This window comes from Acinetobacter sp. GW821-FHT01C12, from assembly GCF_059422625.1.
On record NZ_JBWKXD010000006.1, the window covers coordinates 1 to 24610 of the forward strand.

20 protein-coding genes are annotated in these 24610 nt (G+C 38.0%); 6 read left to right on the forward strand and 14 right to left on the reverse strand.

The features are described 5' to 3' along the window. The 7 genes from AC07WY_RS14255 to AC07WY_RS14285 form a co-directional block, all read right to left on the reverse strand. Positions 1-4769, reverse strand: a 4769-nt coding sequence (locus tag AC07WY_RS14255; protein ID WP_494736557.1) for an MBG domain-containing protein, incomplete at its 3' end; no start/stop codon positions are given. A 244-nt stretch (positions 4770-5013) separates the two neighbouring features. Next, complete coding sequence (blp2, locus tag AC07WY_RS14260) at positions 5014-7434, reverse strand: Ig-like repeat protein Blp2 (RefSeq protein WP_494736558.1); 2421 nt, start codon at positions 7432-7434, stop codon at positions 5014-5016. Between the two features lie 200 nt (positions 7435-7634). After that, positions 7635-8033: a GFA family protein gene (locus tag AC07WY_RS14265; protein ID WP_494736559.1), complete on the reverse strand. Its 399-nt coding sequence runs from the start codon at positions 8031-8033 to the stop codon at positions 7635-7637. Positions 8034-8092: 59 nt separating this feature from the next. After that, positions 8093-8617: a hypothetical protein gene (locus tag AC07WY_RS14270; protein ID WP_034612111.1), complete on the reverse strand. Its 525-nt coding sequence runs from the start codon at positions 8615-8617 to the stop codon at positions 8093-8095. Between the two features lie 42 nt (positions 8618-8659). Next, a complete protein-coding gene (locus tag AC07WY_RS14275) occupies positions 8660-9442 on the reverse strand; it encodes a lysophospholipid acyltransferase family protein (protein WP_494736560.1) in 783 nt (260 codons plus the stop codon). A 187-nt stretch (positions 9443-9629) separates the two neighbouring features. After that, complete coding sequence (locus AC07WY_RS14280) at positions 9630-10745, reverse strand: beta-ketoacyl-ACP synthase III (protein ID WP_494736561.1); 1116 nt, start codon at positions 10743-10745, stop codon at positions 9630-9632. A 46-nt stretch (positions 10746-10791) separates the two neighbouring features. Beyond that, entirely contained in the window at positions 10792-14772 is a 3981-nt protein-coding gene (locus AC07WY_RS14285) for a DUF3418 domain-containing protein (protein ID WP_494736562.1), read from the reverse strand. A gap of 619 nt (positions 14773-15391) precedes the next feature. Between AC07WY_RS14285 and ahpC the strand changes: the two genes are divergently transcribed. Then, entirely contained in the window at positions 15392-15955 is a 564-nt protein-coding gene (gene ahpC / locus AC07WY_RS14290) for an alkyl hydroperoxide reductase subunit C (protein ID WP_004721823.1), read from the forward strand. 97 nt (positions 15956-16052) lie between these two features. Here ahpC and AC07WY_RS14295 read toward each other — a convergent pair whose 3' ends face one another. Then, positions 16053-16409 (reverse strand): VOC family protein, encoded by a 357-nt coding sequence (locus tag AC07WY_RS14295; protein ID WP_262085542.1) that lies wholly within the window; start codon positions 16407-16409, stop codon positions 16053-16055. A 100-nt stretch (positions 16410-16509) separates the two neighbouring features. Further along, the gene (locus AC07WY_RS14300; protein WP_494736563.1) at positions 16510-17013 is read right to left on the reverse strand and encodes an endonuclease V; all 504 of its coding nucleotides are present in this window, start codon (positions 17011-17013) and stop codon (positions 16510-16512) included. Positions 17014-17555: 542 nt separating this feature from the next. Between AC07WY_RS14300 and AC07WY_RS14305 the strand changes: the two genes are divergently transcribed. After that, positions 17556-17762, forward strand: a complete 207-nt coding sequence (locus AC07WY_RS14305) for a KTSC domain-containing protein (protein ID WP_004721830.1) — start codon at positions 17556-17558, stop codon at positions 17760-17762. 64 nt (positions 17763-17826) lie between these two features. Here AC07WY_RS14305 and AC07WY_RS14310 read toward each other — a convergent pair whose 3' ends face one another. The 4 genes from AC07WY_RS14310 to AC07WY_RS14325 all read right to left on the reverse strand — a co-directional run bounded on the left by AC07WY_RS14310 (position 17827) and on the right by AC07WY_RS14325 (position 20007). Next, complete coding sequence (locus AC07WY_RS14310) at positions 17827-18420, reverse strand: O-methyltransferase (protein ID WP_262085540.1); 594 nt, start codon at positions 18418-18420, stop codon at positions 17827-17829. 141 nt (positions 18421-18561) lie between these two features. Next, complete coding sequence (locus AC07WY_RS14315; RefSeq protein ID WP_419334425.1) at positions 18562-18777, reverse strand: DUF1653 domain-containing protein; 216 nt, start codon at positions 18775-18777, stop codon at positions 18562-18564. Between the two features lie 98 nt (positions 18778-18875). After that, complete coding sequence (locus AC07WY_RS14320; protein WP_004721834.1) at positions 18876-19232, reverse strand: hypothetical protein; 357 nt, start codon at positions 19230-19232, stop codon at positions 18876-18878. A gap of 364 nt (positions 19233-19596) precedes the next feature. Continuing rightward, complete coding sequence (locus AC07WY_RS14325) at positions 19597-20007, reverse strand: roadblock/LC7 domain-containing protein (protein WP_262085539.1); 411 nt, start codon at positions 20005-20007, stop codon at positions 19597-19599. A gap of 552 nt (positions 20008-20559) precedes the next feature. Between AC07WY_RS14325 and AC07WY_RS14330 the strand changes: the two genes are divergently transcribed. The 3 genes from AC07WY_RS14330 (at position 20560) to AC07WY_RS14340 (ending at position 22882) form a co-directional block, all read left to right on the forward strand. Continuing rightward, positions 20560-20904 (forward strand): hypothetical protein, encoded by a 345-nt coding sequence (locus tag AC07WY_RS14330; protein ID WP_004820201.1) that lies wholly within the window; start codon positions 20560-20562, stop codon positions 20902-20904. Between the two features lie 101 nt (positions 20905-21005). Continuing rightward, positions 21006-21707 (forward strand): VIT1/CCC1 transporter family protein, encoded by a 702-nt coding sequence (locus tag AC07WY_RS14335; RefSeq protein WP_262085538.1) that lies wholly within the window; start codon positions 21006-21008, stop codon positions 21705-21707. A gap of 131 nt (positions 21708-21838) precedes the next feature. Next, positions 21839-22882: an NAD(P)H-dependent flavin oxidoreductase gene (locus AC07WY_RS14340; RefSeq protein ID WP_494736564.1), complete on the forward strand. Its 1044-nt coding sequence runs from the start codon at positions 21839-21841 to the stop codon at positions 22880-22882. A gap of 55 nt (positions 22883-22937) precedes the next feature. On the opposite strand, the gene AC07WY_RS14345 is transcribed toward AC07WY_RS14340, so the two are convergent. Beyond that, complete coding sequence (locus tag AC07WY_RS14345; protein ID WP_262085536.1) at positions 22938-23444, reverse strand: DinB family protein; 507 nt, start codon at positions 23442-23444, stop codon at positions 22938-22940. 543 nt (positions 23445-23987) lie between these two features. On the opposite strand from AC07WY_RS14345, the gene AC07WY_RS14350 reads away from it, so the two are divergent. Further along, positions 23988-24581, forward strand: a complete 594-nt coding sequence (locus AC07WY_RS14350; protein ID WP_494736565.1) for a DUF4291 domain-containing protein — start codon at positions 23988-23990, stop codon at positions 24579-24581. Positions 24582-24610: the final 29 nt, after the last annotated feature.

The window sequence follows — 24610 nt, forward strand, 5'->3', positions numbered from 1 at the left end:
GTTGCACTTACGCCTGAGAGTACTGATTCAGTTTCGCCATTGACCAAGCCTGTTGCAGTAAAACCAGCAGCTGTTTGGTCTTTACCGTTATAGACTGTATTTAAACTATTGGCGGTGACAGTGGCTTTAGCTTTCGCGATATCTAAAGAGCCATCAACAAAACTTAACTCATAGTTTTTATCTATACCTGTCGCACTATTGGTGTATTTGCCAGCATCTTTAGCAGTCACTGTTGCAGTTACACCTGACAATACCGATTCGGTTTCACTATTGACCAAACCTGTCGCACTAAAGCCAGTAGCCGTTTGATCTTTACCGTTATAAGTAGTTGATACACTATTGGCTGTTACGGTGGCTTTAGCCTTCGCGATATCTAAAGAGCCATCAACAAAGCTTAGCTCATAGTTCTTGTCTAGACCCGTTGCCGTGCTGGTGTATTGACCTGCATCTTTAGCAGTAACTGTTGCAGTTACGTCTGATAGTACTGATTCAGTTTCACCATTAACTAAGCCTGTTGCAGTAAAACCAGCAGCAGTTTGATCCTTACCGTTATAGGTGGTTGATACGCTATTGGCAGTTACAGTGGCTTTAGCTTTGGCGATATCTAATGAACCATCCACAAAGCTTAGCTCGTAGTTTTTATCTATGCCTGTTGCATTATTGGTGTATTTGCCAGCATCTTTAGCAGTCACAGTTGCCGAAACACCTGATAAGACAGATTCAGTTTCACCATTAACTAAACCAGTTGCAGTAAAGCCAGCAGCCGTTTGATCTTTACCGTTATATGTAGTTGATACACTATTGGCGGTTACGGTGACTTTCGCTTTCGCGATATCCAAAGAACCATCAACAAAACTTAACTCATAGTTCTTGTCTAGACCCGTTGCGGTATTGGTGTATTTGCCAGCATCTTTAGCAGTCACCGTTGCACTTACGCCTGAGAGTACTGATTCTGTTTCACCATTGACCAAACCTGTCGCGCTAAAGCCAGCAGCCGTTTGACCTTTACCGTTATAGACGGTATTTAAACTATTGGCGGTCACAGTGGCTTTGGCTTTGGCGATATCCAAAGAGCCATTAACAAAACTGAGCTCATAGTTCTTATCTGTACCTGTCGCGGTATTGGTATATTGACCTGCATCTTTAGCAGTCACCGTTGCTGAAACACCTGACAATATAGTTGTAGTTTCGCCATTGACCAAGCCTGTTGCACTAAAGCCAACAGCCGTTTGATCTTTACCGTTATAGGTGGTTGATACGCTATTGGCGGTTACGGTGGCTTTCGCTTTCGCAATATCTAATGAGCCATCAATAAGTGTCAGATCATAGTTCTTGTCTACACCTGTTACTGTGTTGGTGTATTTGCCTGCATCTTTGCCTGTGACAGTTGCAGAAACACCTGACAATACACTTGTAGTTTCGCCATTGACCAAACCTGTCGCAGTAAAGCCAGTAGCCGTTTGATCTTTACCGTTATAGACCGTATTTAAACTATTGGCCGTTACAATGGCTTGTGCTTTATGAATTGTGGCGCTTAAACCTATAGGCTGACTAAAAGTATAATTTCCTGCATCCGCACCTGTTAAGTTATAGCCTGTTACGATCACAGACCTGATCCCGGCATTCTTATCTGTAAATGTTCCTATACCACTACCAGTCAATCCAACAAAGTCTCCAGCAAACGGATTGATTGAAGCAGTGCCATTTAAGGTTGCAATAGCCAAACCATCATACGTTTTATCTGCAACACTTATTCCATTAATGGTTAAAACTGCAGGCGTTATACTGGCTTTAAGATTTGTCGGCTGTAGCAAGTTGTAATTTAAAGCATCTGTTCCAGTCAGCGTATAACCCGACACAATCACATTTTTATTATTGCCCACATTTTTATCAGTAAATGATCCAAATCCAATACCCGAAAGTGTCACTGAATCACCTGACAGCACTGTCACTCCCGCAGTACCCGATAAGGTTGCTACTTTTGATGTATCATAGACCTTATCAGCAGCGCTCAAGCCATTAATATTTAAATCTCTTTTCGCGATTGTTAATGAACCTGAACCACCATTTTCTTTATAAATTACATCATCGCCAAACTGTGTTGTATTTGCCGCGATTGGAACACCACTAATCAGAATTGAGCCATCATTTAAACTATAAATCCCTGCATTTTTACTGGTTGTTTTATAATTCAGTCCTGAAGCCAGTGTTCCAGAAGCTATCGATCCATCATAAATTTTGTCAGAAAAATTAGCGACAATTTCTGTGACCAAGGGTTTTAGGAAATGACGTAGTAACGGCGCAGATCGTCCTTCATAAATACGCCAAACTTTTCCTGTACCACCTGCATCATCAATATCCCAACCTGCAAAAGTAGAAATTTGCTGAAGTTCTGTTGTGGTTTTTCCTACACCACCCGCACTGCTTGTTCTTCCAGAAGTACTGGTGTTCCAGAAACTATTTGTGGTTGTACCATTACCACCACCAACAAGACCACCAACATACTGCCCCCCAGTTACACTTCCAGAAGAATAATTTTTGTCAACACTGCCACCATTGAAACCCACCAATCCTCCAACATACTGACTTCCAATAACAGTACCTGTTGCATAAGAATTGTTAATTTGTCCTGATATAGCACCAATTAAACCGCCAACATAATTATTTCCTGTCACCGCGCCTGTTGCAAAAGAAGAACTTACAACACCATCACTATAACCAACCAGACCGCCAATATAATTATTATTCGAATATTTTCCTTTTACAGTCACATTGGCATAAGAATTTAAAATATTTCCTGAATTATAGTTCCAACCCACCAATCCGCCATACTGCTCGGTATTACCTGTGACTAAGCCTGCATTGACATAAACATTATTAATCGTGCCTAGATTAATCCCCACGATCCCGCCTGTTTTTCCATAACCCGAATAACTTATACTATTCAGTCCAACATTTTGTATAAGTGCACCCTGATGCGTAATCGCAAACAGTCCAATGCCCTGATACATAGAGTCAATACTTAATCCACTAATCGCATGACCTAATCCATCAAACCGTCCACGAAAAGCCTGCTGTGAGAGATCCGTTGGACTCAAATTTGCATTATAAAAGCCAATTGGGTCGAATCCGGTATAACCATTCCACAGCGCCGTACTGCTGGCATCTATGTCTGCACCCAACACATAATTACCACTCAGGTTCCCGTTGATCCCTTGTAAATCTTGACTTGTTGTCGAACCCTGTGCACCCAAAGCCGTAATGACTTGATAGTTAATAGTAGCAGCCGTGCCTTTTTGGGTACTAAAATTCTGCCCAGCCTTTAAGTTTATTTTTGCGCCATTGTTAATATAATAATTTGCGCTGGTATTGCCCGTGTTTTGTCCATATATCAAATTAAGTTTGCCACTATTATTGGTCGCTGTGATATTGGCATTAATGTTGATGTCATTTTGTGCATTTAAAGTCAGACTGGTCGCACTCCCCCAAGTTACATCAGCATTAACATTGATATCACCCTTTTGGTTACCCGTAGAGCTAGTTAGCAATATGACATTACTGGTTGCAAGACTGCTTGCTAAAGTGGTTGCGCCTATGCCGCTACTGCTTGCTGATGCATTACCCGAATTAATACTGAAATCGGTAGGGTCGATCAACCAGTTTCCGATTTTCCCGCCCTCAGAATGAGAGGATACCACCGTACTATTCTCAATCTTTACTTGAGCTGCGGAGGTTTCAATAAACCCACCATCTTGACCATTTTTCCCTTCAGCTTTAAGCAGGCCACTGACATTTGTTTCACCATTTTGCATATCACCTAACAGAATGATTTCACCTTTGGCATTTTGGCTTAAGCGATTGGCTTCAATAATCCCACTATGATTGACCACGGCTTTACTTAAACTGTCTTTGGCTTTTGCAGTTAAATATACAGCCCCATTATCGGCAAGAATTGCACCACCATTGTCTACTAAACCTTTGAATACCCCTTGATCAACTTGGTACTGGGTGAGTGAACCATCCTGTAAAGCAAGAGTGACTTGACTGGCAGCAGTGAGATGAGTAACGCCATTCGGTGTCACAATAGAGCCGGTATTTTTAACATTGGGCGCAATCAGCGCAACAGTTCCACCTGATAAAGTTTGAATAGTACCGTTATTTTCTATCGTTGCTGTGCTATTGGCATTGGCTTTTAAAGTATATTTTCCATTTTGAATATCCGCATCGTTCAAACTTAAAGTTGAAGCAACCAAACCGCCAACATTCACTTGAGCCGTCTTAGAAAAAACCACACCATTTGGATTGAGTAAAAACACCTGCCCATTGGCATTTAAACGCCCCATAATCTGCGATGCATTGCTATCCAAAACCCGATTAATGGCTATAGATGACTGGTTTTGCTGATTAAAATTAACCGTCGCATCTTTACCAATATTAAAAGTATTCCAGTTGGTCGAAAGGTTTTGACTATTTTGATGAATATTTAAAACGTTGCCATTTTGGGAAATGTTGGCTGAACCTTGAGTGATATTGGCGCCTGTAGGCAGTTCCGTATTAGAAATTGCGGCATAAATCGATAATGGCAATAAAGCTAGCCCCCAAAAAGCCAATCGGATTAAATTTATCCCAGATACTTTTTGAACAGTGCCCGTCAGCGCGTTTTTATGATCCAAAGTACTTTGTGAAGTGCTATGATTTTTTGCCAATTCTGAAACGGCTTGCCAACACCTAAGTTGTGAATTCCAAATAACTTTATAAATTTTATTCATGATAATCCCCAAATCTACTTTTTGATCAAATATCAATCATTAGATCAAATGGGGGAATAGAGAGATATACCTGAAATTGGGTATTTTATATGTATAAGTTCACGTTTTAGATAAAAATATAAACGCTGAAAAAATTATTCAGCGTTTATTTGAAAGCCTTATGCATCAATTTTAAGCTAAACAAGCGCTATAAAATCTGGTTTCCATAAAAAGCACCCGTAGGTGCTTATCTGGTTATTTTCAATCAAAAGGTCAGTAATTGTGGATCAAACAAGTCTTTGATCAGATCAGATTGCAATACAGGTATATCTTGCGCTGATAGATTTTCGGCTTTATTGAAAACGACCAATTCAGTATTTTTAGCATCATCGACAACGGATGTAGCACTTTGATCAATTGTTCGAGCAAGCACATCATCAATCTGATTTGTAGTTAAATCATTAACTGAAGTCTTTGCCAACAATTCATCGACTGAAATGGCCGTGCTGTCATAAGAATTGGTATTGGCTACCTTGATATCGTCAACTTTGGTATTCTCAAGTGCATCTTGCAGTACAGTCGCTATGCTTGTACTGAGAATAGCTGAACTGCCAGCTATAGCAGTATGATCTAAATCTGAAACATTTGAATGGAGCTGCGAAAATTGATTTTCTATTGGTGTCGATTGCCCTAATACTTGAGCGCTACTTTCTGGCTCAGAATTTAAAACACCTGACCCAATCGCATCAGCACTTTTAACTGAATCAATATTCGAATTAGCTAAATCAGCATGAAAAGCCAAGGCTTCATCAAAAACTGCCATTTTTGCGGCGATTTCGACTACAGTAAATGTTCGAGCATCACTCACTAAACTGGTATTCCCTGCTTTATCCGTTTGTACAGTAGTAATACTGTGACTCCCCAGAGTTAAATCATAAGCAAAACTAAATGACCATTTACTATCTGCACCGACTGTGACCTTTCCAATTGCCTGATTATTATCATAAATAATCAAAGTCGCCCCAGCTTCTCCTGTTCCTGAAATCACAGGGCGCTTGTCATCTGTCGTCCCATTTGCAGCAACAGAGCCTACAGTTGCCCCCACATCATCAACCACATCTGTGATTTTTGGACTTGCAGGCGCGGTTACATCTTTGGTACCTGTTACAGAGCTAAGCGCTGACTGATTTCCAGCTGCATCTGTTGCATATACACTGCCGACTTTTGCTTCAGTCAACGCTGTTGAAAGTGTGACAGAATAATTTCCGTTTGCGTCCGTTGTTGCTGTGCCTAATAATTTATTTGCACTGTCATAGACTGAAATTTTGGAGTTTGCTTCAGCGGTACCCGTGATCATAGTGCCTTCAGCATTTAAATTGGCCACGGGTTTATCTGGTGCTAAAACATCTTGTCCAGCTTTAATTTCTACAGCACTTGACTTATTTCCAGCAGCATCTTCAACAATAATTTTGCCAGTCTTGCTTGCATCTAAAGCAGGAGAAATGGTGATATTGAATTTACCATTGGCATCTACAGTACCCGTTGCAATCACCACACCTGTTGAATCTTGAATAATCACTTTAGCATTTGCTTCTGCGGTTCCGTGTATTGAAGTCCCTTCTTTAGATACCTCAAACTTGGGTTGATCAGGTGCGATAGTATCTTTACCCACTTCAATATTATGTTTTTCTGATTTATTTCCAGATGCATCAATCGCTTCGACTGTACCGATCTGGCCTGTGGTTAAAGCAGGAGAAATGGCAACAGAAAATTGTCCCTGTGCATTGGCTTTAGCAGTACCAATCAGGTGACCTGCTGGGTCATATACATTAATTGTGGCATTCGCCTCTGCTTTACCAGTAACAATATTTCCTTGCTCATTTAACTGCCCTTGAGGCTCATTAGGTGCAATGGTATCTTTCGTGCCAACAACCGAGGTATAGGTTGAGGCATTTCCAGCTTTGTCTTTTGCATTGATATAATAAGTATTGTTGTTTAGCAAAGCCTCTGGCAATGTCAAAGAATAATTTCCATCTTTATCGACCACTGCTGTGGCAATCACTTTCTGGTTTTTATCAATCACATAAATAGTCGCACCCGCTTCAGCGGTACCCTTAATTTCAGTCCCCTCTGCATTCAAAGTTGCCGTCGGGGTTTTCGGTGCAATAATGTCGGTAATACCCTTTGATTGATTACTGCCCCCATCATCAAGCAATGCCAAACCTAAACCAATTGCAGAAACAAGACCAACACCTGCTTTCACTGCGCTTGATGAAAATAAATTTGAAAATGAAAACTCAGGGGTTGAATCTTCGTAGGCAGAGACTTGTTGAACAGCCGCAGTATTGGCCCCTTCATAGAGTAAAGTGTCGAGTTTTTGCAAACCGCTATAGTCTGTAAATTTTCCATTGGCATCAAAGTGAGCAAGTGAGAAACTTCCATCTGCTTTGGGGAACGTTAGAGAATGCGTTGTGGTTGAATTGGCTTGAAAAAAACCCTCTAAAACAATTTGCTCACCATTATTTAAACTAATAATCAGCTTATCGCCTAATCGCTCTAGTGTTTTCACATCTTGTTGTGTGACACCAATTTGAATAATAGCGGGTTGATCTAAACTGACCGTTTTTGCTTGAGAATCCTGTAGTAATATTTTGTCTTGTTTTGCAGCGACGACTATTCTTGTCATTTATACCTTCTATTGATTTAAAGTGTATTTTTTGAAAATTATACAGAAGGTATTTATATATACAAACGACTTAAACTGATTTCTGAATTATTTATAAAAATATAAAATTCAGATACTTAAAAATAAGTAAGATAGCGCACAAAATCTTATTTAAACAATAAATATCCAGCATTTTTGTTGTTCACATATAACTTCACTCTTTAACAAAGCGCTTGAGCAAATTGTGGGGCATCATCCAAAATTTCAAACCAAGCAGCTTTGTTGTCAGTAAACGCATGTGAAACAATCTTGCCTTGAACAGGCTCATTTACAATGCCTACACGTAATCTCACGACCTCAGGTAGGTCTAAACGCGCACTAAATAATGGGGATGCACATCTTTTACAAAACGTTCGCTTTTTATTTTCAGAGGCATAATATTCTTGAAACAATGCCTGTCCTTGAACAATCTCTAAATCTTTAGTCTGGATAGGAGCAATCGCCACAAATGCTGAACCTTGGGCTTTTTGACATTGCTGACAATGGCAGACAAATATTTGAGGGATTTCACTATGAATTTTCAGTTGAATACCTCCACAAAGGCATGAAGCTGTATACATTTTTATTCCTCTATATTGTGAGTAAACTCATTTTATCGTTCAATTGTAACACTTATAACTTATAAATAATCAAATGGATAACGTGAAAAAAGTTCAGGATGGATACGGTTCACGGTATCTTGAAATTGCTCTAACTCAATCGTAGATAATGGATTTTTATCCAAGTGTTGTTCCAACGCTTGCAGAAGTAAAGCAAATTGTAAAAATTGAAAAAAGTTGATTTGCATCGACTGAAACTGATCACGTTTTAAATTCTCATCTAAGTCCATACCTAAATCATGATCATAGAATAAAATATCAAAACTATTCCGATCTAAAAACCATTCATCACCTTGACCTGTACGACCAATTTTCCATAGTTGTTGGGATAAATTTTCCACATGCTCTGCGAAATACTGGTTTTCCTTTATCGTAGTTTCATAGCCAAATAAATCAATATCAGGGGTAATTTCAGTATCGCTACACTGTCCTAAAAATTCGAGATAATAAGGATCTTGAAGAAAAGTCACAGTACTTTGAATGGGTTGAGTTCGCGGATTGAAGAGCTTAAGTATCTGTTTAAAATTGGTTTGCAGTTCAAACATTATGCGATCTCAAAAATTGTTTTTTGTTCTAAGCTTTTTGTTCTAGGTTTTTTGTTCCAAGTCATGTGCTCGATAGGACTTTAACGCCTCAATTTCAGTATAAATGCTCGCTTGCAATTGATCACGAAATACAATCATATCATCCATGTTTTCTATCTGGTCAATAGATAACCGTGGCATAAATTTAAAATAAAAAGGGATTCGCTTTGGAATAATATGCTTCGGAATCGAAGGAATAACTTCACCTTGTCTAAGCAATGAACCTATTTTGGGATTTGATAATATTTTATTAAACCACTTTTGTTTAAGCAGTACGTTTACATCAAAAGCTAAATCAAAAACTTCATCACCACCTAAAGCCACAAAAGGGGCAATTTCATAACCAAATTCCTGAGCCAACTTTAAGAAACCAAAGCGTTGCTTCCAGATCAGTTGATAAGCTTCACCTTTACGTTTAATGACTTCTCGACCGCCGCCTGGAAAAACCAGAATCGAATAACCTTGTCGCATCGCTTCTTTGGCATATTCTTGTACGCCATCAACCCCACCGACACGTTTAACCACTTCTTTCCAAATCGGAATATGAAAATGCATATGATCAGCTAAACTGACCACTGCGATTTTATGTTCTGTAAATAAATAATCAATCAGAATCGGAGAATCTAAAACACCATAGATGGTGTGATTACCGACATACATGGCTGGTTTATTCGGCACTAAATTTTCAGTACCTAAAAATGTTGGACGAAAGTAAAAGCGCTGTAAGCTACTTATTAATCGAATCAGTTTAGCGTTGTGTCGTATTTTCAAGGTTTTTTCAGTCATGCTGTATCTCTACAAAATACTTTTCAACATTATTTGATCTTAGCCTTAAGCATATGACTCCTCCATTTTCAGGGAAGAGCTTTACACAAATAAAATAACTTAAATTCTGGACAATCCCCCCTCTTTTTCAAAGTAGCTAAACTGCGCTTTTCGCGGCGCAAGGGGGGAATTTTTATAAAGTTATAATTTAAGCAACATGCTTTTGCACAAGGATGGAACCCACAGAATAACCTGCACCAAATGAACACAGTACACCATATTCACCATCATTCACCTGATTCGCACTACGATGTAATGCAATAATCACACCTGCTGAAGACGTATTGGCAAACTCATCTAAAATGATTGGTACCAAATCAGGATCCGCTTCTGCAACTTCTTTACCGACAATGAGTTTTAAAATTAATTCATTCATATTGGCATTGGCTTGATGCAACCAAAAACGTTTTACATTTTCAGGTTGAATACTGTTCTTTTCCAATTGTGTAGAAATAATTTTCGCAACCAATGGACACACTTCTTTAAATACTTTGCGGCCATCTTGACGGAATTGCTTATCATCACGAGAAGTTAATTCTGAACCATTTAAGAAACCAAAATTATTTCGGATGTTATTAGAGAATTGGGTAAACAAATGGGTATCTACGATTTCAAACCCTGTTTTGCTGTCCGTTTCTTCAATAATTGAAGCTGTTGCAACATCACCAAAAATAAAGTGACAGTCACGTGAACGATAGTCAGTATGGCCTGAGGTAATTTCCACATTAACCAATAACACACGACGTGCACCCGTTTTTACAGCATCATAGGCTTGTTTTAAACCAAATGTAGCAGCTGAACACGCCACATTCATGTCATAAGCATAGCCTTGAATACCCAATGCAGTTTGAATTTCAATTGCAACAGCAGGATAAGCACGTTGTAAATTTGAACAAGCCAAAATCACCACATCGATGTCTTCTGCAGTTACGCCTGCATTTTCCATCGCTTGTTTTGCTGCAATTACGCCCCATTCTGCTTGGATTGAAAGCTCTTCATCTGAACGTTCTTCTAAACGTGGACGCAAGCGATTAATGTCTAGGACACCTGATTTTTCAATGACATAACGACGCTTTACGCCTGAGGCTTTTTCAATAAATTCTGCACTAGAACCACGACGGGCAACAACTTCACCCGCTTCAATTTTTTCAGCATTTTCACTGTTAAATTGTTCCACATAAGCATTTAAACAATCCACCAATTCTTCATTGGTAATCACTTCTTCAGGATGGTACAAACCTGTACCTGTAATACGGATGCCCATGTAAAACTCCTTTTTAAATTCACAAATATTTCAAATTATTTCTATTCTAACTGATTCCAAGCTTTTCCCATACTTTTTGTATTCTGGTTGACGAAATCGGCATCTTGGTTTTCATTGGTTGAGAAAATAATGAAATACGTAGTTCCTCAACCATGAAGTAGACTTCTTTAACACGAACATCCGACTTAAACTTAAACAGTTTATCCATCCAAGGATCGACTTCTTTAATTGCAGCATCATCACGATTTAGATTATTCGGCAATCGATCTAAACGCAATAACAATGCTTTTAAATAACGTGGATATTCCTGCCAAATATCGGAAGATTTTGAATAAACAAAATTGGATAAGTTCATTAAATCCAGTTGATCTTCAATATCATTCATATTTTTAGCAAATACGTCTTGATCCAACATCAGCAATTGCTGACGTATTTCCTGCCATTGAATATAAATTTCACTGATCAGCTTTAATGCTTCCTGACCATGACTTAAAAATGACTTTTTCACATCTGCCAAGACTATCGCAAATTCTTCAGCATTAATGGGTAAATCTTGAATAGCCATTTGTAATGTTGCGTACACCAACATTTGCTCAAGTTGTGCTTTATCACCCAAAGGAGAATATGCCAATGCCAGTGGCTTGGAAATTTGCTTTTTCAATTGACGAATCAAATCACCCAATTGCATATGAATCAAACGAATTACGCCTTCACGGTGCTGCTTAATCGCTTCACTTTGATCATTAAAAGTCTGAATCACAATACCAGAGTCATCTTTCAACTCTAACTTAGCAAAGTCTTTGCTCGGGACCAGTGCCTGATATTGTTTAACTACAACTCCGGTTACTTTCTGAGAGGCCTCAAATACAAAGCTTTCAGGGAAAGTAGTAAACTCACCTTTTAACTGTTTGACGGGACTGTGTGTTTCAGTTCGACAACGTGCTTTGAGTTCGGCAAGATCACGGCCTTTTTCAATCACGCGGCCTTTTTCATCAATTACTTTGATAAATGGAATTAAGTACTGATCAATACGTTCAAAAGAAAAATCTTTACTGGTAATTTGTTCACCACGTAATTGAAATGCCAAAAACTCAAAAATATGCTGATGCAAATGTTGCGCATCGACTGCTTTGATCAATTTATTGGCTGTATCTGGGATCGGCACCAAATTACGACGTTTATCTTTTGGTAAGGCTTTTAATAACGCTTCGATTAAATCCAAACGCCAACCCGGAATTCCCCAAGACCAAATATTTTCATCAACTTGCGCTAAGGCTTGTACCGGAATTTTTACTGTTGCGCCATCTTCATCATGACTTGGATCAAAACGATAGCTGGCAGCTAAACGTAATTGTCCATTATGTAAATAATCTGGAAATTGTTGCGTGGTTGGACGGTCATTCATCCATAAATCATCATCATCAACAAACAGATAACGAGGATTCTGCGGCTCTACTGTTGCTCGCCAATCTTCAAAACTACGCCGACTGGCAATTTCTGTAGGTACTTTTGCGGCATAAAACTGATAAATGGTTTCTTCATCGACAACCAAATCACGACGACGCAGTTTGTCTTCCACACGCTCAACTTCTTCAAGCTTTAATAGGTTGTGTTTTAAGAATGGTGGGGTTGTTCCCAAGTTTCCTGTGGTTAGTGCATCTCTTAAGAAAATTTCATGCGCAGCCAATTGGTCCACTTTTTCATAATTGGTGGCGCGTTTCGGTTCAATGATCAGCCCAAATAATGAAATCTGATCATAAGCATTGACCACACCCGGTTTTTTCGCCCAATGTGGCTCAAAATAATGATGTTTTAATAAGTTAGGCGCAGCTAAAAGAATCCACTCAGGCTCAATTTTTGCTAGTGTGCGTAAATACACCTGTGAGGTTTCGACCATTTCAAATGCCATCACCCATGGGGTATTGGTTTTATGTAAGGTCGATGCAGGAAAAATTCGGGCTTTTTGCTGACGAACTGCCATAAAAATATTACGTTCGTCAGTTTTATTGGCAATAAAAGACAATAATCCTGTCAATAAAGCACGATGTAAATTTTCATAACTGGCTGTCTTTTCATTGAATGAAAGTTTTAAGCCCTGTGCTAAATCCAGTAATTGTTCATGCGTTTTCTTCCACTCGCGTAAGCGCAACCAGCTAAGAAAATGCTGTTTGGCAAAATTACGTCTTTTGCTTTCACTTAAAGTTTCACGATTTTCAGTCAGTGTATTCCACAGTTTAATATAAAATAGAAAATCTGAATCTGCTTCTTTAAATAGCGCATGTTTTTGATCTGCCTGCATTTGCTTATCAGCAGGACGCTCTCGTGGGTCTTGTACTGCAAGCGCAGCAACAATAATCAAAACTTCATTCAGTACTCCAAAATGAGCACCACCGAGAATCATCCGTGCAAGGCGTGGGTCTATAGGCATTTTTGCCATTTGTAGACCGATTTTGGTTAAACTGTTGTTTTGAAGTTCGGCTTTTTTAGTGACAGGTTGAGCAAGGTTTTTTGCTTTAGCACCAGCTACAGCTCCCTGTTGGGAAACCGCACTTTCACTTTGTGCAACCGCTTGAGGAAGATTATTTGAATTTTGCACTTCATGGATAGCACCTAATTCAATCAGCAATTTACGCCCATCATTGACCAAACGATGGTCTGGTGGCTCAATAAAATCAAAATCTTCTACAGCACCCAAACCGAGACTTTGCATCTGTAAAATAACCGATGCTAAATTGGTGCGTTTAATTTCGGGTTCAGTAAAATCTGGACGACTTTGAAAATCATCTTCACTGTATAAGCGAATGCAAACACCTGGTGTAATACGACCACATCGGCCTTTACGCTGATTTGCAGCAGCTTGAGAGATCGCTTCAATCGGTAAACGCTGTACCCGTGAACGATAGTTATAGCGAGAAATACGCGCAAAGCCACTGTCGATCACATAACGAATATTCGGTACAGTCAATGCTGTTTCAGCGACGTTGGTCGCGATGATAATACGTCGCCCACCACCAGAGGGATTAAAGATTTTCTGCTGTTCGGCTAAAGCTAAACGTGCATATAACGGTAAAATTTGCGTGTGTTTAGGACCAAATTTTTGTAAGGTCTCTTGTAGTTCTCGAATTTCTTGTTCAGTGCTTGAAAAAATAAGAATATCCGCATGTTCAGGATGTCCTTTAGATTCAGCATCCTTAAAACATTCTTCTACAGCTTGTACCACTGCACGTGGTAAATTTTCTTCAAAATCATCAAAGTCATCATCATCACTGCCGCTGATCGTCATCTCAGAAATCGGACGATAACGCAGTTCTACTGGAAAGCTACGTCCTTCCACTTCAAAAATCGGTGCGCCATTAAAATATTCGCTAAAGCGATTCACATCTAATGTCGCTGAAGTAATAATGATTTTTAAATCAGGGCGCTTTTTTACCAGTTGTTTTAGGTAACCCATGATGAAATCAATGTTTAATGAACGTTCATGCGCTTCATCAATAATAATCGTGTCATATTTATTTAAATAACGATCATTAGAAAGTTCAGCAAGAAGAATACCGTCCGTCATTAAGCGAACGATTGAATCATTTGATCCTTGTTCATTAAAACGCACTTTAAAACTGATGCTTTCACCCAGCTTCTCACCGACTTCTTCAGCAATACGTTGCGATACACTTCGTGCTGCCAAACGACGAGGCTGAGTATGACCAATCATCCCAGTTAAGCCACGACCTGCAAGCATTGCGATCTGTGGCAATTGTGTGGTTTTACCAGAACCCGTCTCCCCTGCAACAATAATAATCTGATGCTTTTGAATCGCTTCAATCAGTTTATCTGCATACTGGGTAACCGGTAGATCCTGATTGAGTTTAATTGTCGGTAGGCTGGCTAATCTTTTTTTGACTTGATGGTTTGATTTCTCAAACAGTTCTTGGAATTTTTCAGGATGAGCATCTTTTCCTTTTTTCAGTCGATTTAAACGATGGCGATCTCGTACCATAACCCATTGATCGACATTTAACTGATTTGGCACAGATGCATTATCCTAATACTTAAAATTGAACGGAATATTTTACGCTGTAAAGCACAGGAGAGATAGTCCAATCAAAGTGAATTCATGTTTACGTTATGCATGTATTATAAAAATAATATTTAAAAGCTGCTAAAGTCCACTCAACTAGCAACTGTCTGTGGCTGCAAATACTCATATAGACCTAGATCTGTTGCGGTTGATCTACATCAATAAGGTAGCTTGGGGTGATGCTTAAGTACAAAACAGCAGCCCCCCCAAATCATTTGCACGCTATACAACATTGAAATGTGATGGAGTTAAAATTCAATTTATCTTATATGAACAAATTCTATACATTGAAATAAATTTTATATCTTTTTTAGAAATCGCCCTTGAAATATAGCCCCAGAAGCATCATGTTTGTAACAGATTAAAAAAGGATGCTTTGTCATTCAAACATCATCTTTATTTGCTTTAGTTGATGAAATACTGACAAAACAACGGTTTTTGGTGAAATGTATCTGGAGCACGCTAATTTGATTTTCCGATCTTAGCGATAAAAAAATACTATTTCCCCAATAATCTAAAATTCATTATTCTAGTTAAATATTAGATAAACACCTCAATCATGGAGATAATGATGAGCTTAATTAATACTGAAGTTAAACCTTTTAAAGCACAAGCTTTCCAAAACGGCCAATTCATCGAAGTTACAGAAGCCGATCTTAAAGGTAAATGGTCTGTAGTTTTCTTCTATCCAGCTGACTTCACTTTTGTTTGCCCAACAGAACTTGGTGACCTTGCTGACAACTATGCTGAATTCAAAAAATTAGGCGTTGAAATCTACTCTGTTTCTACAGATACACACTTCACGCACAAAGCTTGGCACGATTCTTCTGAAGAAATCAAAAAAATTGAATATGTAATGGTTGGCGACCCAACTTGGGTTCTTGCTAAAAACTTCGAAGTTTTAATTGAATCTGCTGGTCTTGCTGATCGTGGTACTTTCGTTATCGATCCTGAAGGTAAAATCCAAATCATCGAAATCAATGCTGGTGGTATTGGTCGTGATGCTTCTGAACTTCTTCGTAAAGTTAAAGCAGCTCAATATGTTCACGGTCATCCTGGTGAAGTTTGCCCAGCTAAATGGAAAGAAGGCGATGCAACTCTTGCTCCTTCAATCGACCTAGTTGGTAAAATCTAATTCTTGAATTAGATTAAACACATAAAAAACCACGCTTTTTAGCGTGGTTTTTTGCATTAGATTTTATGTACAGGTTTTTGTGTTTGTAGATTTTTATTTAATGCGACCAAATTGCAATTTCATATCCATCTAAATCTTTAAAATGAAAACGACGTCCACCAGGAAAACTAAAAATCTCTTGTACGATGGTTGCACCCGCCTCTTTCACACACGTTAAGCTTTGTTCTAATTGGGCACTATACAAAACAATTAATGCACCACCAGAACTTTGCACATCATCAGACTGAGCAAAGCCCCCTTTTATCTCTCCAGAATCAAATTCACAATATTCAGGGCCAAAGTCGGTAAAAGTCCAGCCTAAGTTTCGATAAAACCTTTTGCTTTGTACGACATCTTTCACCATAAATTCAATATAGTTAATGGAAATTTTTTGAAAAGCCGCTGACTGATCCATTGATGTTTCTCCTTAAATTTATAAAATATTGTTCTATAGAAAACAAAAAATGAGTCAATTGATAATACATTTAAACCACTGAATATAGGATAGCAAAAAATTATTTTTGCGTTGTTCTACTCAAACGATCAACTTGCTTGAGTAACTCTGGAATACAATATTTCCCGTACATGGACTGTACATTATGTTTTGCTTGCACTAATTCTATGCCGATGGCAGAGACATATAATGGCTTAACACTTTGTCCACGTAAAATTTCAAATTCCATTGGTGTTCCCCTAAATTCATTTTTAGCCACTCCAATCACAGGGATTTTATCAACTAAGGCAGCATATAAGTGCTGTCCTAAACCTGCTGTTTGTTCAGCGCCTAAATAGACATAGCCATCAATCACAATCATATCAATGGGCTCTTTCACCAAATCCAATAACGTCAAAATACACGGTAATTCACGTTTATAAAATTGACCTGACTCATAGTCAGCAATTGGGTTGATGGTGATAAGGTAATGATTCAATACAGCTGAACTCGCCCAAGATTCAAATACTACACCAGCAACTTGTGCAGAGTTATCTATATAGGCAACGTCTATTGCAAGAATCATGATCTACCTCTTAATGATTAGGGTCTGTTGACAATTCGTCTATGTTTGCGACTACGAGTGTTTTTTTAGGCGATACTAGACGCGAAATACGAAATTTAGTCATTCTAAAAGAGTAGTTCGTAACGACGTAGCGGCAAAAAACACGCTAGTCCCCCGCTGCGCCTTGCGCTGCAAACAAAGCAGTGCTTTGTTCTTGCTCAGGGTTGTGGCTAAAATTATCTCAGCCTTCGTTATGAAACTCGAAAATAGTCTCGCTATTCTCTTCGTTTCATGCCTTGCCTGCTCAATTTTAACCTACAACGCAAGCCATTTATGAAATGTCAACAGACCCTAAAGTAAAATACCAATTTTCTCATTTACTGATGATTTTTTGAGTGTTTATCTTGCCCAGAATCTGTAATGTTAAAATATGAATATCTTTAGCAGAATATAAACAGCTTTATTTACAAAACCACTATACATTTCTTTAAGTGAATAGACTAATTTCAAAAGATACAGAATACATTTTTCTGTAAAACAATCAAAAGTTTAAGGGGTTGCTTATGGGATCAATGATTACCGTGACTTCTTGGAAGTACAATGCTTCTTCACGGTATTTAAAAATTTTTTATAACAATGGTTCTGGTGAACTTTACCATCCTGTCCCAGAATTTATATACAATAATTTACTACGATGTAGTGATAAAACAGCATTCGTGCATAAATATCTAGAATACGATTTACATTTTAAGCGACTTTCAATTTTATAGTTTTTTTTAGAACTGTGCTTTTAGAGCAAAGTCAGGGAGATTTCTCCCTGATGTAAAAACTCGATTAGTTTTTAAATGTCACCACAAACAGACCAGATCCAATCGACAAAGTTGTGGTCATAAACCTTTCATCTCGTTTAACTTCCGTGATAAAGCTCTTTACTTCAGCAGCATGTGATATCACATTATCTACAATCAGTACCCCACCATGCTCTACAAGCATCTTCTGTAGATATACCCAGTAATTTAAATAAGCATTGCGTTCAGCGTCCAGTAGAATAAAGTCATATTGTTCCTGACACTGTTCCAAGTATTTTTGTGCATCCCCTACCCAAAAATCAATCACGTCATCAACCCGTAACTCTTGAGCATGCAGTTGCGCTTGCTGAGTTCTTTTTTTATCGATCTCTAGCGTTGTCACCTTGGCACCTGTGACTTTGGCTGCATCTGCAAGCCACAATGTAGAGTAACCTGTTGATGTCCCAATCTCTAAAATTTTCTTAGATTGCTGAATTCGCACTTGCATGGCTAAAAACAATGCTGATTCAGGTTCAATATTTCGATAGCGTTTAATACGATCACACTGTGTAGCATCAAACTTAATAAAGGATTGATATAGTTCATTCAATCGTTGCAAAAATGGGTTACTTAAACTCATGTTTAGATCTTCCTTTTTACTATCATTGTTATTATTTCAATCATTTACGTCATTGCTATGACAATACATAGCTTTTGACAAGTTACATCGTTACGGTTTATTTCGTGACTTTATCATTTGGTAAAATCTAGCAAGTACAACTCAAACCTCATGTAAAAATTCAAATCTCGCTTGGACTTGACCATTTTCTAAGGTGACCTGCTCACAAAACATTTCATAAGGTCGAACCCAGATTGAGTAATCATCATATAAACATTGGTAAACCACAACTCTTTCACGGGTTTCACTGTGTGTTGCGACATGAAAGACTTGGTATAAATTACCTTTATAATGTTTATAAATTCCAGCTTTTAACATCTACACTCAACACTCTAAATACGATATCTATGTTATACAGGATAGCCAAAGAAAAAACTCGTCCGTAGACGAGTTTTTTATGCTTTTCAATTTTTAAATTAAGAAAAGTCTAAGCCTTTTTCAAATGCTTTTAACTCGTGGCGAGCCATTGCTAAGTTTGATTTAGAACGATCTAAAACAAGATAAAGGAATAAGTTTTCATTTGAATCAAGTGGGCGAATCAAATGATACTGTTTACCTAATGTAATTAAAATATCTTCAATTACATCATCTAATTTCAGTGCTTTTGCTACTTTACGCTTAGCACGAACAACTTCAGTATTACCTGCTGCTGCTAATTCTAAGTCTAAACCTGCACCTGCAGTCGCTAAAGATAAACCACTTTCGCTGTCTACTAATGCAGCACAAACGAAACCATCGATATCAGTTAATTGATCTAGTGTAATACGAGCCATGAGCATCCCCGTTTCTTTCAACATTGTTGTTCGCTTTAGTAATTCAATTTTTATTTTGCTTTACTAAAACACTTTACTATTTAGTTAAAAATATTCATTTCTAACTAACATGGATAAATTAGTATTCTTTTTTTGAATACCCATTTAATTTTATTTGATAATCAATTTTAATTAATTATTTCCCACACTCATTTTAATAGCATAAAAAATATTAACTATTCAATAGAAATTTAAAAAATAAATGACTAATTTGACTATTTAAAACTTTAGAAAAAATCTAACAAACACCAGATAGAAAAATCCAGTATAAATCTCATTTTTCAAAAAAAATGCAACTGAAGTTACATTTTTCACAATGGCTTATCTATATATTTCTCATCAGTAATTCTGAGGTGGATTTAAGCTCATAGAGCATTTGTCCCAATAAAATATCTTTGTTGGTCATCGCCACTAAAACCAGTGGATGCTTTGAATGAGGAATGGCTGTCAAAAGTGCTTTTCCGTTCTCAGCATCTAAGGTAATTGTTTGACATCCAACAAGATTGATTTCTGAAACAAATGCGGTTACTAGGGCTAAAATCGAACTACTCACTGCGGCAATCTTTCCAGAATTGCTAATATTTTTCTTGTTGACTAAAGCAATTTCAAACCCATCAGAAGTACACAACATGATGAACTCTACACCACTGACAGAGTTCAAAAGCTGCCTGATTTGTTTTTCAGCATATGCTACAAAATCATCAGGTACTTTTCGAGATGTGTTTAGGTCAAGCATATTCAAGAAAACCCCATAAATTAATTTGTAAATTCAGCATTTTCAAAAGCCGAAAACACAAGTTTTTCAGACTTTTTCCAGCAACAGAATTATTTGATATACTTCACATTTTACATTCAATTCTATCTGTTTTTATTGGCTTGTAAACATGTTTTTTCACTTTTAATTTAATTTTTTGAGCACTGATATTGTGCCACAAAGCGTCAAATTGTCAGATTTTTTTCAACAAGGTCACTTTCAAATAACTAATATCATAAATTGAGTGGATCTTAAACCTTATCTTGATTTAGTTTTAATGATACAGCATTAAAACAAGCTTAAATTTTACCATTGTTTATTTTATTGATATTGGCAGTTAAACTATAAAATCAGTTTATTGATATTATATTAAGCTTTTATTAAAACTAGATTTGTGCGCTATTATTCGATATAAGATAAATTGATCTTATAAAAACTTTACATTTTATTTTTTGATTTGGTTATTTTTTGTGTTTATATTTATTTCATCCAACTGCTGGATGCCAAAAATCAATTTAAAAAAGGTACAAGACAATGAATAAACTTCTACTCTCTCTTGGTCTGATTGCAACGATTGCACTTGTTGGTTGTAATAAAGATAAAGCGCCAGAAACAGGAGCGACCACAGGTGAACATGCTGAAAATGCCGTAGAACAAGCAAAACATGATGCAGAACATGCCGCTCAAAATGCAGCTGATGCGACGGCGAAAGCTGCGGATAATGCAGCAAATGCAACTGCGACTGCTGTCGATCATGCCGCTGATGCAACTGCACATGCTGCCGATGCAACTGTTGATGCGGCTAAAGATGCCACTGCAACTGCAGCTGGTGCTGTTGAAAAAGGTGCTGCGGACGTTAAAGAAAAAGCAAGCCAATAGTTTTAATCTGAAAAAAAGCTCCTAAATATAGGAGCTTTTTTATATTTGTCATATATTTAGATTATCAATGAATCAGCTTTCAGTTACTCGGAGTTTTGTTTATGCCACATTCTCATCACCTAGAACAGCATTTTATACAACGTACAGGCTGGTTAAGAGCAGCGGTCTTGGGTGCAAATGATGGCATCATTTCTGTGACCAGTTTAGTGATGGGAATGGCAGCGAGTGGTGCGTCTAGTCACACGCTATTGATTACCTGTATTGCGGGATTGATTTCAGGTGCAACCTCAATGGCTGCCGGTGAATATATTTCCGTCAAATCTCAAGCAGATATTGAAGCAGCGGATTTAAAAATCGAAGCTCGCGAATTAGAAAAAAACCCACACTTAGAGCTTAAAGAACTGACTCACATTTATATTCAACGCGGTTTAGATCCCGAATTGGCGCATCAAGTTGCTGTTCAACTCACAGAAAAAGATGCCTTAGAAGCGCATGCACGGGATGAAATTGGGATCAATGAAGCAACTGCGGCAAGACCATTACAAGCTGCTGGTTCTTCAGCCTTATCATTTTCAATAGGCGCCTTATTTCCAACATTGTCGATTCTGTTTAGCCCCGAAGTGTATTTAGAAAAAATTGTTTTAGTAGTCGGTATCTTATCTCTGGTCATACTCGGTGCCTTATCCAGCTATTTTGCGGGTACATCAATACTCAAGGGTAGTTTCCGTGTGGGAGTATGGGGAATTATCGCAATGGCGTTCTCAAGCTGGATTGGTTCTCTGTTCCAAGTCACTCCGATGTAATCTAAGCCTGTATAAAATAAGCTACACTTATAAAGGTGTATTTGAATTATATTTTTATAATAAATACCGAACATAATTTGCTTATTGCAATTGGCTTGGGCAAAGTAACTTAAAACTCAAGGAGCTTAAGTATGTCTTTATTAGAACAATTAGGGATAAAACATCCCATCTTACTTGCACCAATGGCAGGCGTTTCTACCCCACTATTGGCAGCAGAAGTATCAAATCAAGGGGCTTTAGGCGCTTTAGGGCTCGGTGCAAATACCATAGATTCTGCACTTCAACAAATTCAAGAAACCCAGGCGTTAACACCACATCCTTTTCAATTAAATTTTTTCTGTCATGAATCAACAGCATTAAACACTGAATCTAATACGCTGTGGAGTCAACATTTAGCAGCTGAATTTAAAAAATTCGGCGTAAATCCACCCACAGAATTAAAATGCATCTACCCGAGCTTTAAAGACAATGATGATTTTTTAAACCTGTGTTTAGACACTCAACCCAAAGCGGTAAGTTTTCATTTTGGTATCCCGCATCAATATCAAATTCAAAAATTAAAACAAGCCGGTATCATCACTCTAGTTTCTGCAACCAATCTGGCTGAAGCGCTGGCTATTGAAGAAGCTGGGATTGATATTATTGTGGCTCAAGGTATCGAAGCAGGTGGGCATCGCGGTATTTTTAACGCTCAAATTGATGGTGCAATTAAAACCGCAGATCTAGTCACACTTATCAAAAAACATAGCTCACTGCCTGTCGTTGCAGCAGGGGGTATTATGAATGGGCAACAAGCCAAAGCCATGTTAAATCTTGGTGCTGATGCCGTACAATTGGGAACAGCTTTTGTGCAATGTAAAACATCAAACGCCAATGTAGCATATCGCAAGGCCTTATTTGATCATCCACTCACTCAAATTACCTCAAGCATTTCAGGTCGTCCAGCACGCGGCATCATCAATCATTGGCAAGCGAGGATTGATCAGCCCGACCGTCCACATGTAGCTGCCTACCCTTATGCCTATGATTTGGCAAAACAGCTAAATGCTTTCGCGGTGCAACATGGTGATACTGGCTTTGGTGCATTTTGGGCTGGAAGTAATGTTGGACAGATTCGTGAATTAGAGGCTCAGGATCTGGTTAATCAATTGGTTGTGGAAATGAACCATTCTTAATACTCAACTCAGCTTTCAATAGAAGCTGAACTGCAACAGCTTCTATTTATATTGATTAGGCTTGGCTTTGTTCAACCAACATATATACCAAATCTAGTTCAGGACATGCATACCCCAATCCCGTCATTGCAGCGGTAATTTGCCCACGATGATGTGTGCCATGATTAAATACATGCATAAGTGTCGCAGCATAAGGCAAAGTCAGTTCTTGTCCAGAAACGCGTTTATAGGTTAAATCTGCATTTAAGGTTTTTTCATCTAACTGCTCTAGAAACTCAATCCAATTTTTCGACTTCTCTTGTAATTCATCCAGTAATGCTGTCTTTTTAGTTTGGATCATTGTATTTAATGCAATTGCAGGTGATATCCCCTGCTTAAAGCGTGAATACCAGAGATAATGTTCACCCAACAATAGATGATTCAAGGTGCCAACAATGCTTTTAAAGTAAAGACCAACATCTTTGTTAAAATCATCATCGGATACAGCTTTTAAACTTTCACAAAGACGCTGGGTTGCCCAGATATTGTATTGTGCCAGTATTCTGAAAGAGTCTTTATTCATGACTTAACTAAACCATCATTGTGGGTATATGAAATATAGGGTCTGTTGACAATTCGTCTACGTTTGCGACTACGTGTGTTTTTTAGGCGGTACTAGGCGCGAAATACGAAATTTAGTCATTCTAAATGATGAGAAACATCGTTTCGCAAGGTAACGACGTAGCGGCAAAAAACACGCTAGTCCCCCGCTGCGCCTTGCGCTGCAAACAAAGCAGTGCTTTGTTCTTGCTCAGGGTTGTGGCTAAAATTATCTCAGCCTTCGTTATGAAACTTGAAAATAGTCTCGCTATTCTCATTCATGCTTTACGACGTATACGTCTCATGCTCAATTTTAACCTACAACGCAAGCCATTTATGAAATGTCAACAGCCCCTGATCAGCTTGATAAAAATACCATTTTGGCTAGAATAGCGACAAAATCAATAAAGCTAGCTTGATACTCATGTTAAATCAAATTTTTTGCCAATCGGTGAATGATTTTCCACTTATTTGATTAAGTTTTAAAATTTTTAACAACTTATTCAAAATACAAGTGAGATTTATCATGTCTGCATATCATCAAATACGTGCGCTATATGACCGTGACACGATTACAGTTTATCAAGCCTATAACCAACAAATTGCACAATTGGCGGTACAACAACAAAAGTTTGTTTCGCCCTTTTCCTTTCACAGAATGACATGGATAAAACCTTCATTTTTATGGCTAATGGAAAGAAGTCATTGGGCAACAAAATCCAACCAAAATCATATTTTGGCAATCCGTATCAAACGTGATTTTTGGGAATATTTACTACAGCAAAGTATCCATACCGACCCGACACTCTCTGCGCATAAAAATGGCGAACACTGGTTTGAGTCTTTTGAAAATGCCAAGGCTCATATTCAGTGGGATCCTGAACGGAATTTAAAGGGAACTAAGCTTGAACAGCGTAGTATTCAAATTGGGATTAGTCGTTTTTTAATTCAAGCGTTTAACAACACGGCGATTCACTCAATCCAAGATATCACCCCTCTTGTAAATAAGATGGCGCAATTTCGACGTCTAGGACAGTATAAACACGCTGAAAAGCTCTTGCCTAAACAACGTATTTATCCTTTAAACGACGCATTAAAAAAACATTTGGTGATTGGTTGATTCAGTATGGGAGTTCGTTCCCATACTCA

Bases quoted from the DNA above. Each gene is read 5' to 3' on its own strand.
- blp2 (WP_494736558.1), bottom strand. From the start codon at position 7,434: ATGACAAGAATAGTCGTCGCTGCAAAACAAGACAAAATATTACTACAG.
- AC07WY_RS14265 (WP_494736559.1), bottom strand. From the start codon at position 8,033: ATGTATACAGCTTCATGCCTTTGTGGAGGTATTCAACTGAAAATTCAT.
- AC07WY_RS14270 (WP_034612111.1), bottom strand. From the start codon at position 8,617: ATGTTTGAACTGCAAACCAATTTTAAACAGATACTTAAGCTCTTCAAT.
- AC07WY_RS14275 (WP_494736560.1), bottom strand. From the start codon at position 9,442: ATGACTGAAAAAACCTTGAAAATACGACACAACGCTAAACTGATTCGA.
- AC07WY_RS14280 (WP_494736561.1), bottom strand. From the start codon at position 10,745: ATGGGCATCCGTATTACAGGTACAGGTTTGTACCATCCTGAAGAAGTG.
- ahpC (WP_004721823.1), top strand. From the start codon at position 15,392: ATGAGCTTAATTAATACTGAAGTTAAACCTTTTAAAGCACAAGCTTTC.
- AC07WY_RS14295 (WP_262085542.1), bottom strand. From the start codon at position 16,409: ATGGATCAGTCAGCGGCTTTTCAAAAAATTTCCATTAACTATATTGAA.
- AC07WY_RS14300 (WP_494736563.1), bottom strand. From the start codon at position 17,013: ATGATTCTTGCAATAGACGTTGCCTATATAGATAACTCTGCACAAGTT.
- AC07WY_RS14305 (WP_004721830.1), top strand. From the start codon at position 17,556: ATGGGATCAATGATTACCGTGACTTCTTGGAAGTACAATGCTTCTTCA.
- AC07WY_RS14310 (WP_262085540.1), bottom strand. From the start codon at position 18,420: ATGAGTTTAAGTAACCCATTTTTGCAACGATTGAATGAACTATATCAA.
- AC07WY_RS14315 (WP_419334425.1), bottom strand. From the start codon at position 18,777: ATGTTAAAAGCTGGAATTTATAAACATTATAAAGGTAATTTATACCAA.
- AC07WY_RS14320 (WP_004721834.1), bottom strand. From the start codon at position 19,232: ATGGCTCGTATTACACTAGATCAATTAACTGATATCGATGGTTTCGTT.
- AC07WY_RS14325 (WP_262085539.1), bottom strand. From the start codon at position 20,007: ATGCTTGACCTAAACACATCTCGAAAAGTACCTGATGATTTTGTAGCA.
- AC07WY_RS14330 (WP_004820201.1), top strand. From the start codon at position 20,560: ATGAATAAACTTCTACTCTCTCTTGGTCTGATTGCAACGATTGCACTT.
- AC07WY_RS14335 (WP_262085538.1), top strand. From the start codon at position 21,006: ATGCCACATTCTCATCACCTAGAACAGCATTTTATACAACGTACAGGC.
- AC07WY_RS14340 (WP_494736564.1), top strand. From the start codon at position 21,839: ATGTCTTTATTAGAACAATTAGGGATAAAACATCCCATCTTACTTGCA.
- AC07WY_RS14345 (WP_262085536.1), bottom strand. From the start codon at position 23,444: ATGAATAAAGACTCTTTCAGAATACTGGCACAATACAATATCTGGGCA.
- AC07WY_RS14350 (WP_494736565.1), top strand. From the start codon at position 23,988: ATGTCTGCATATCATCAAATACGTGCGCTATATGACCGTGACACGATT.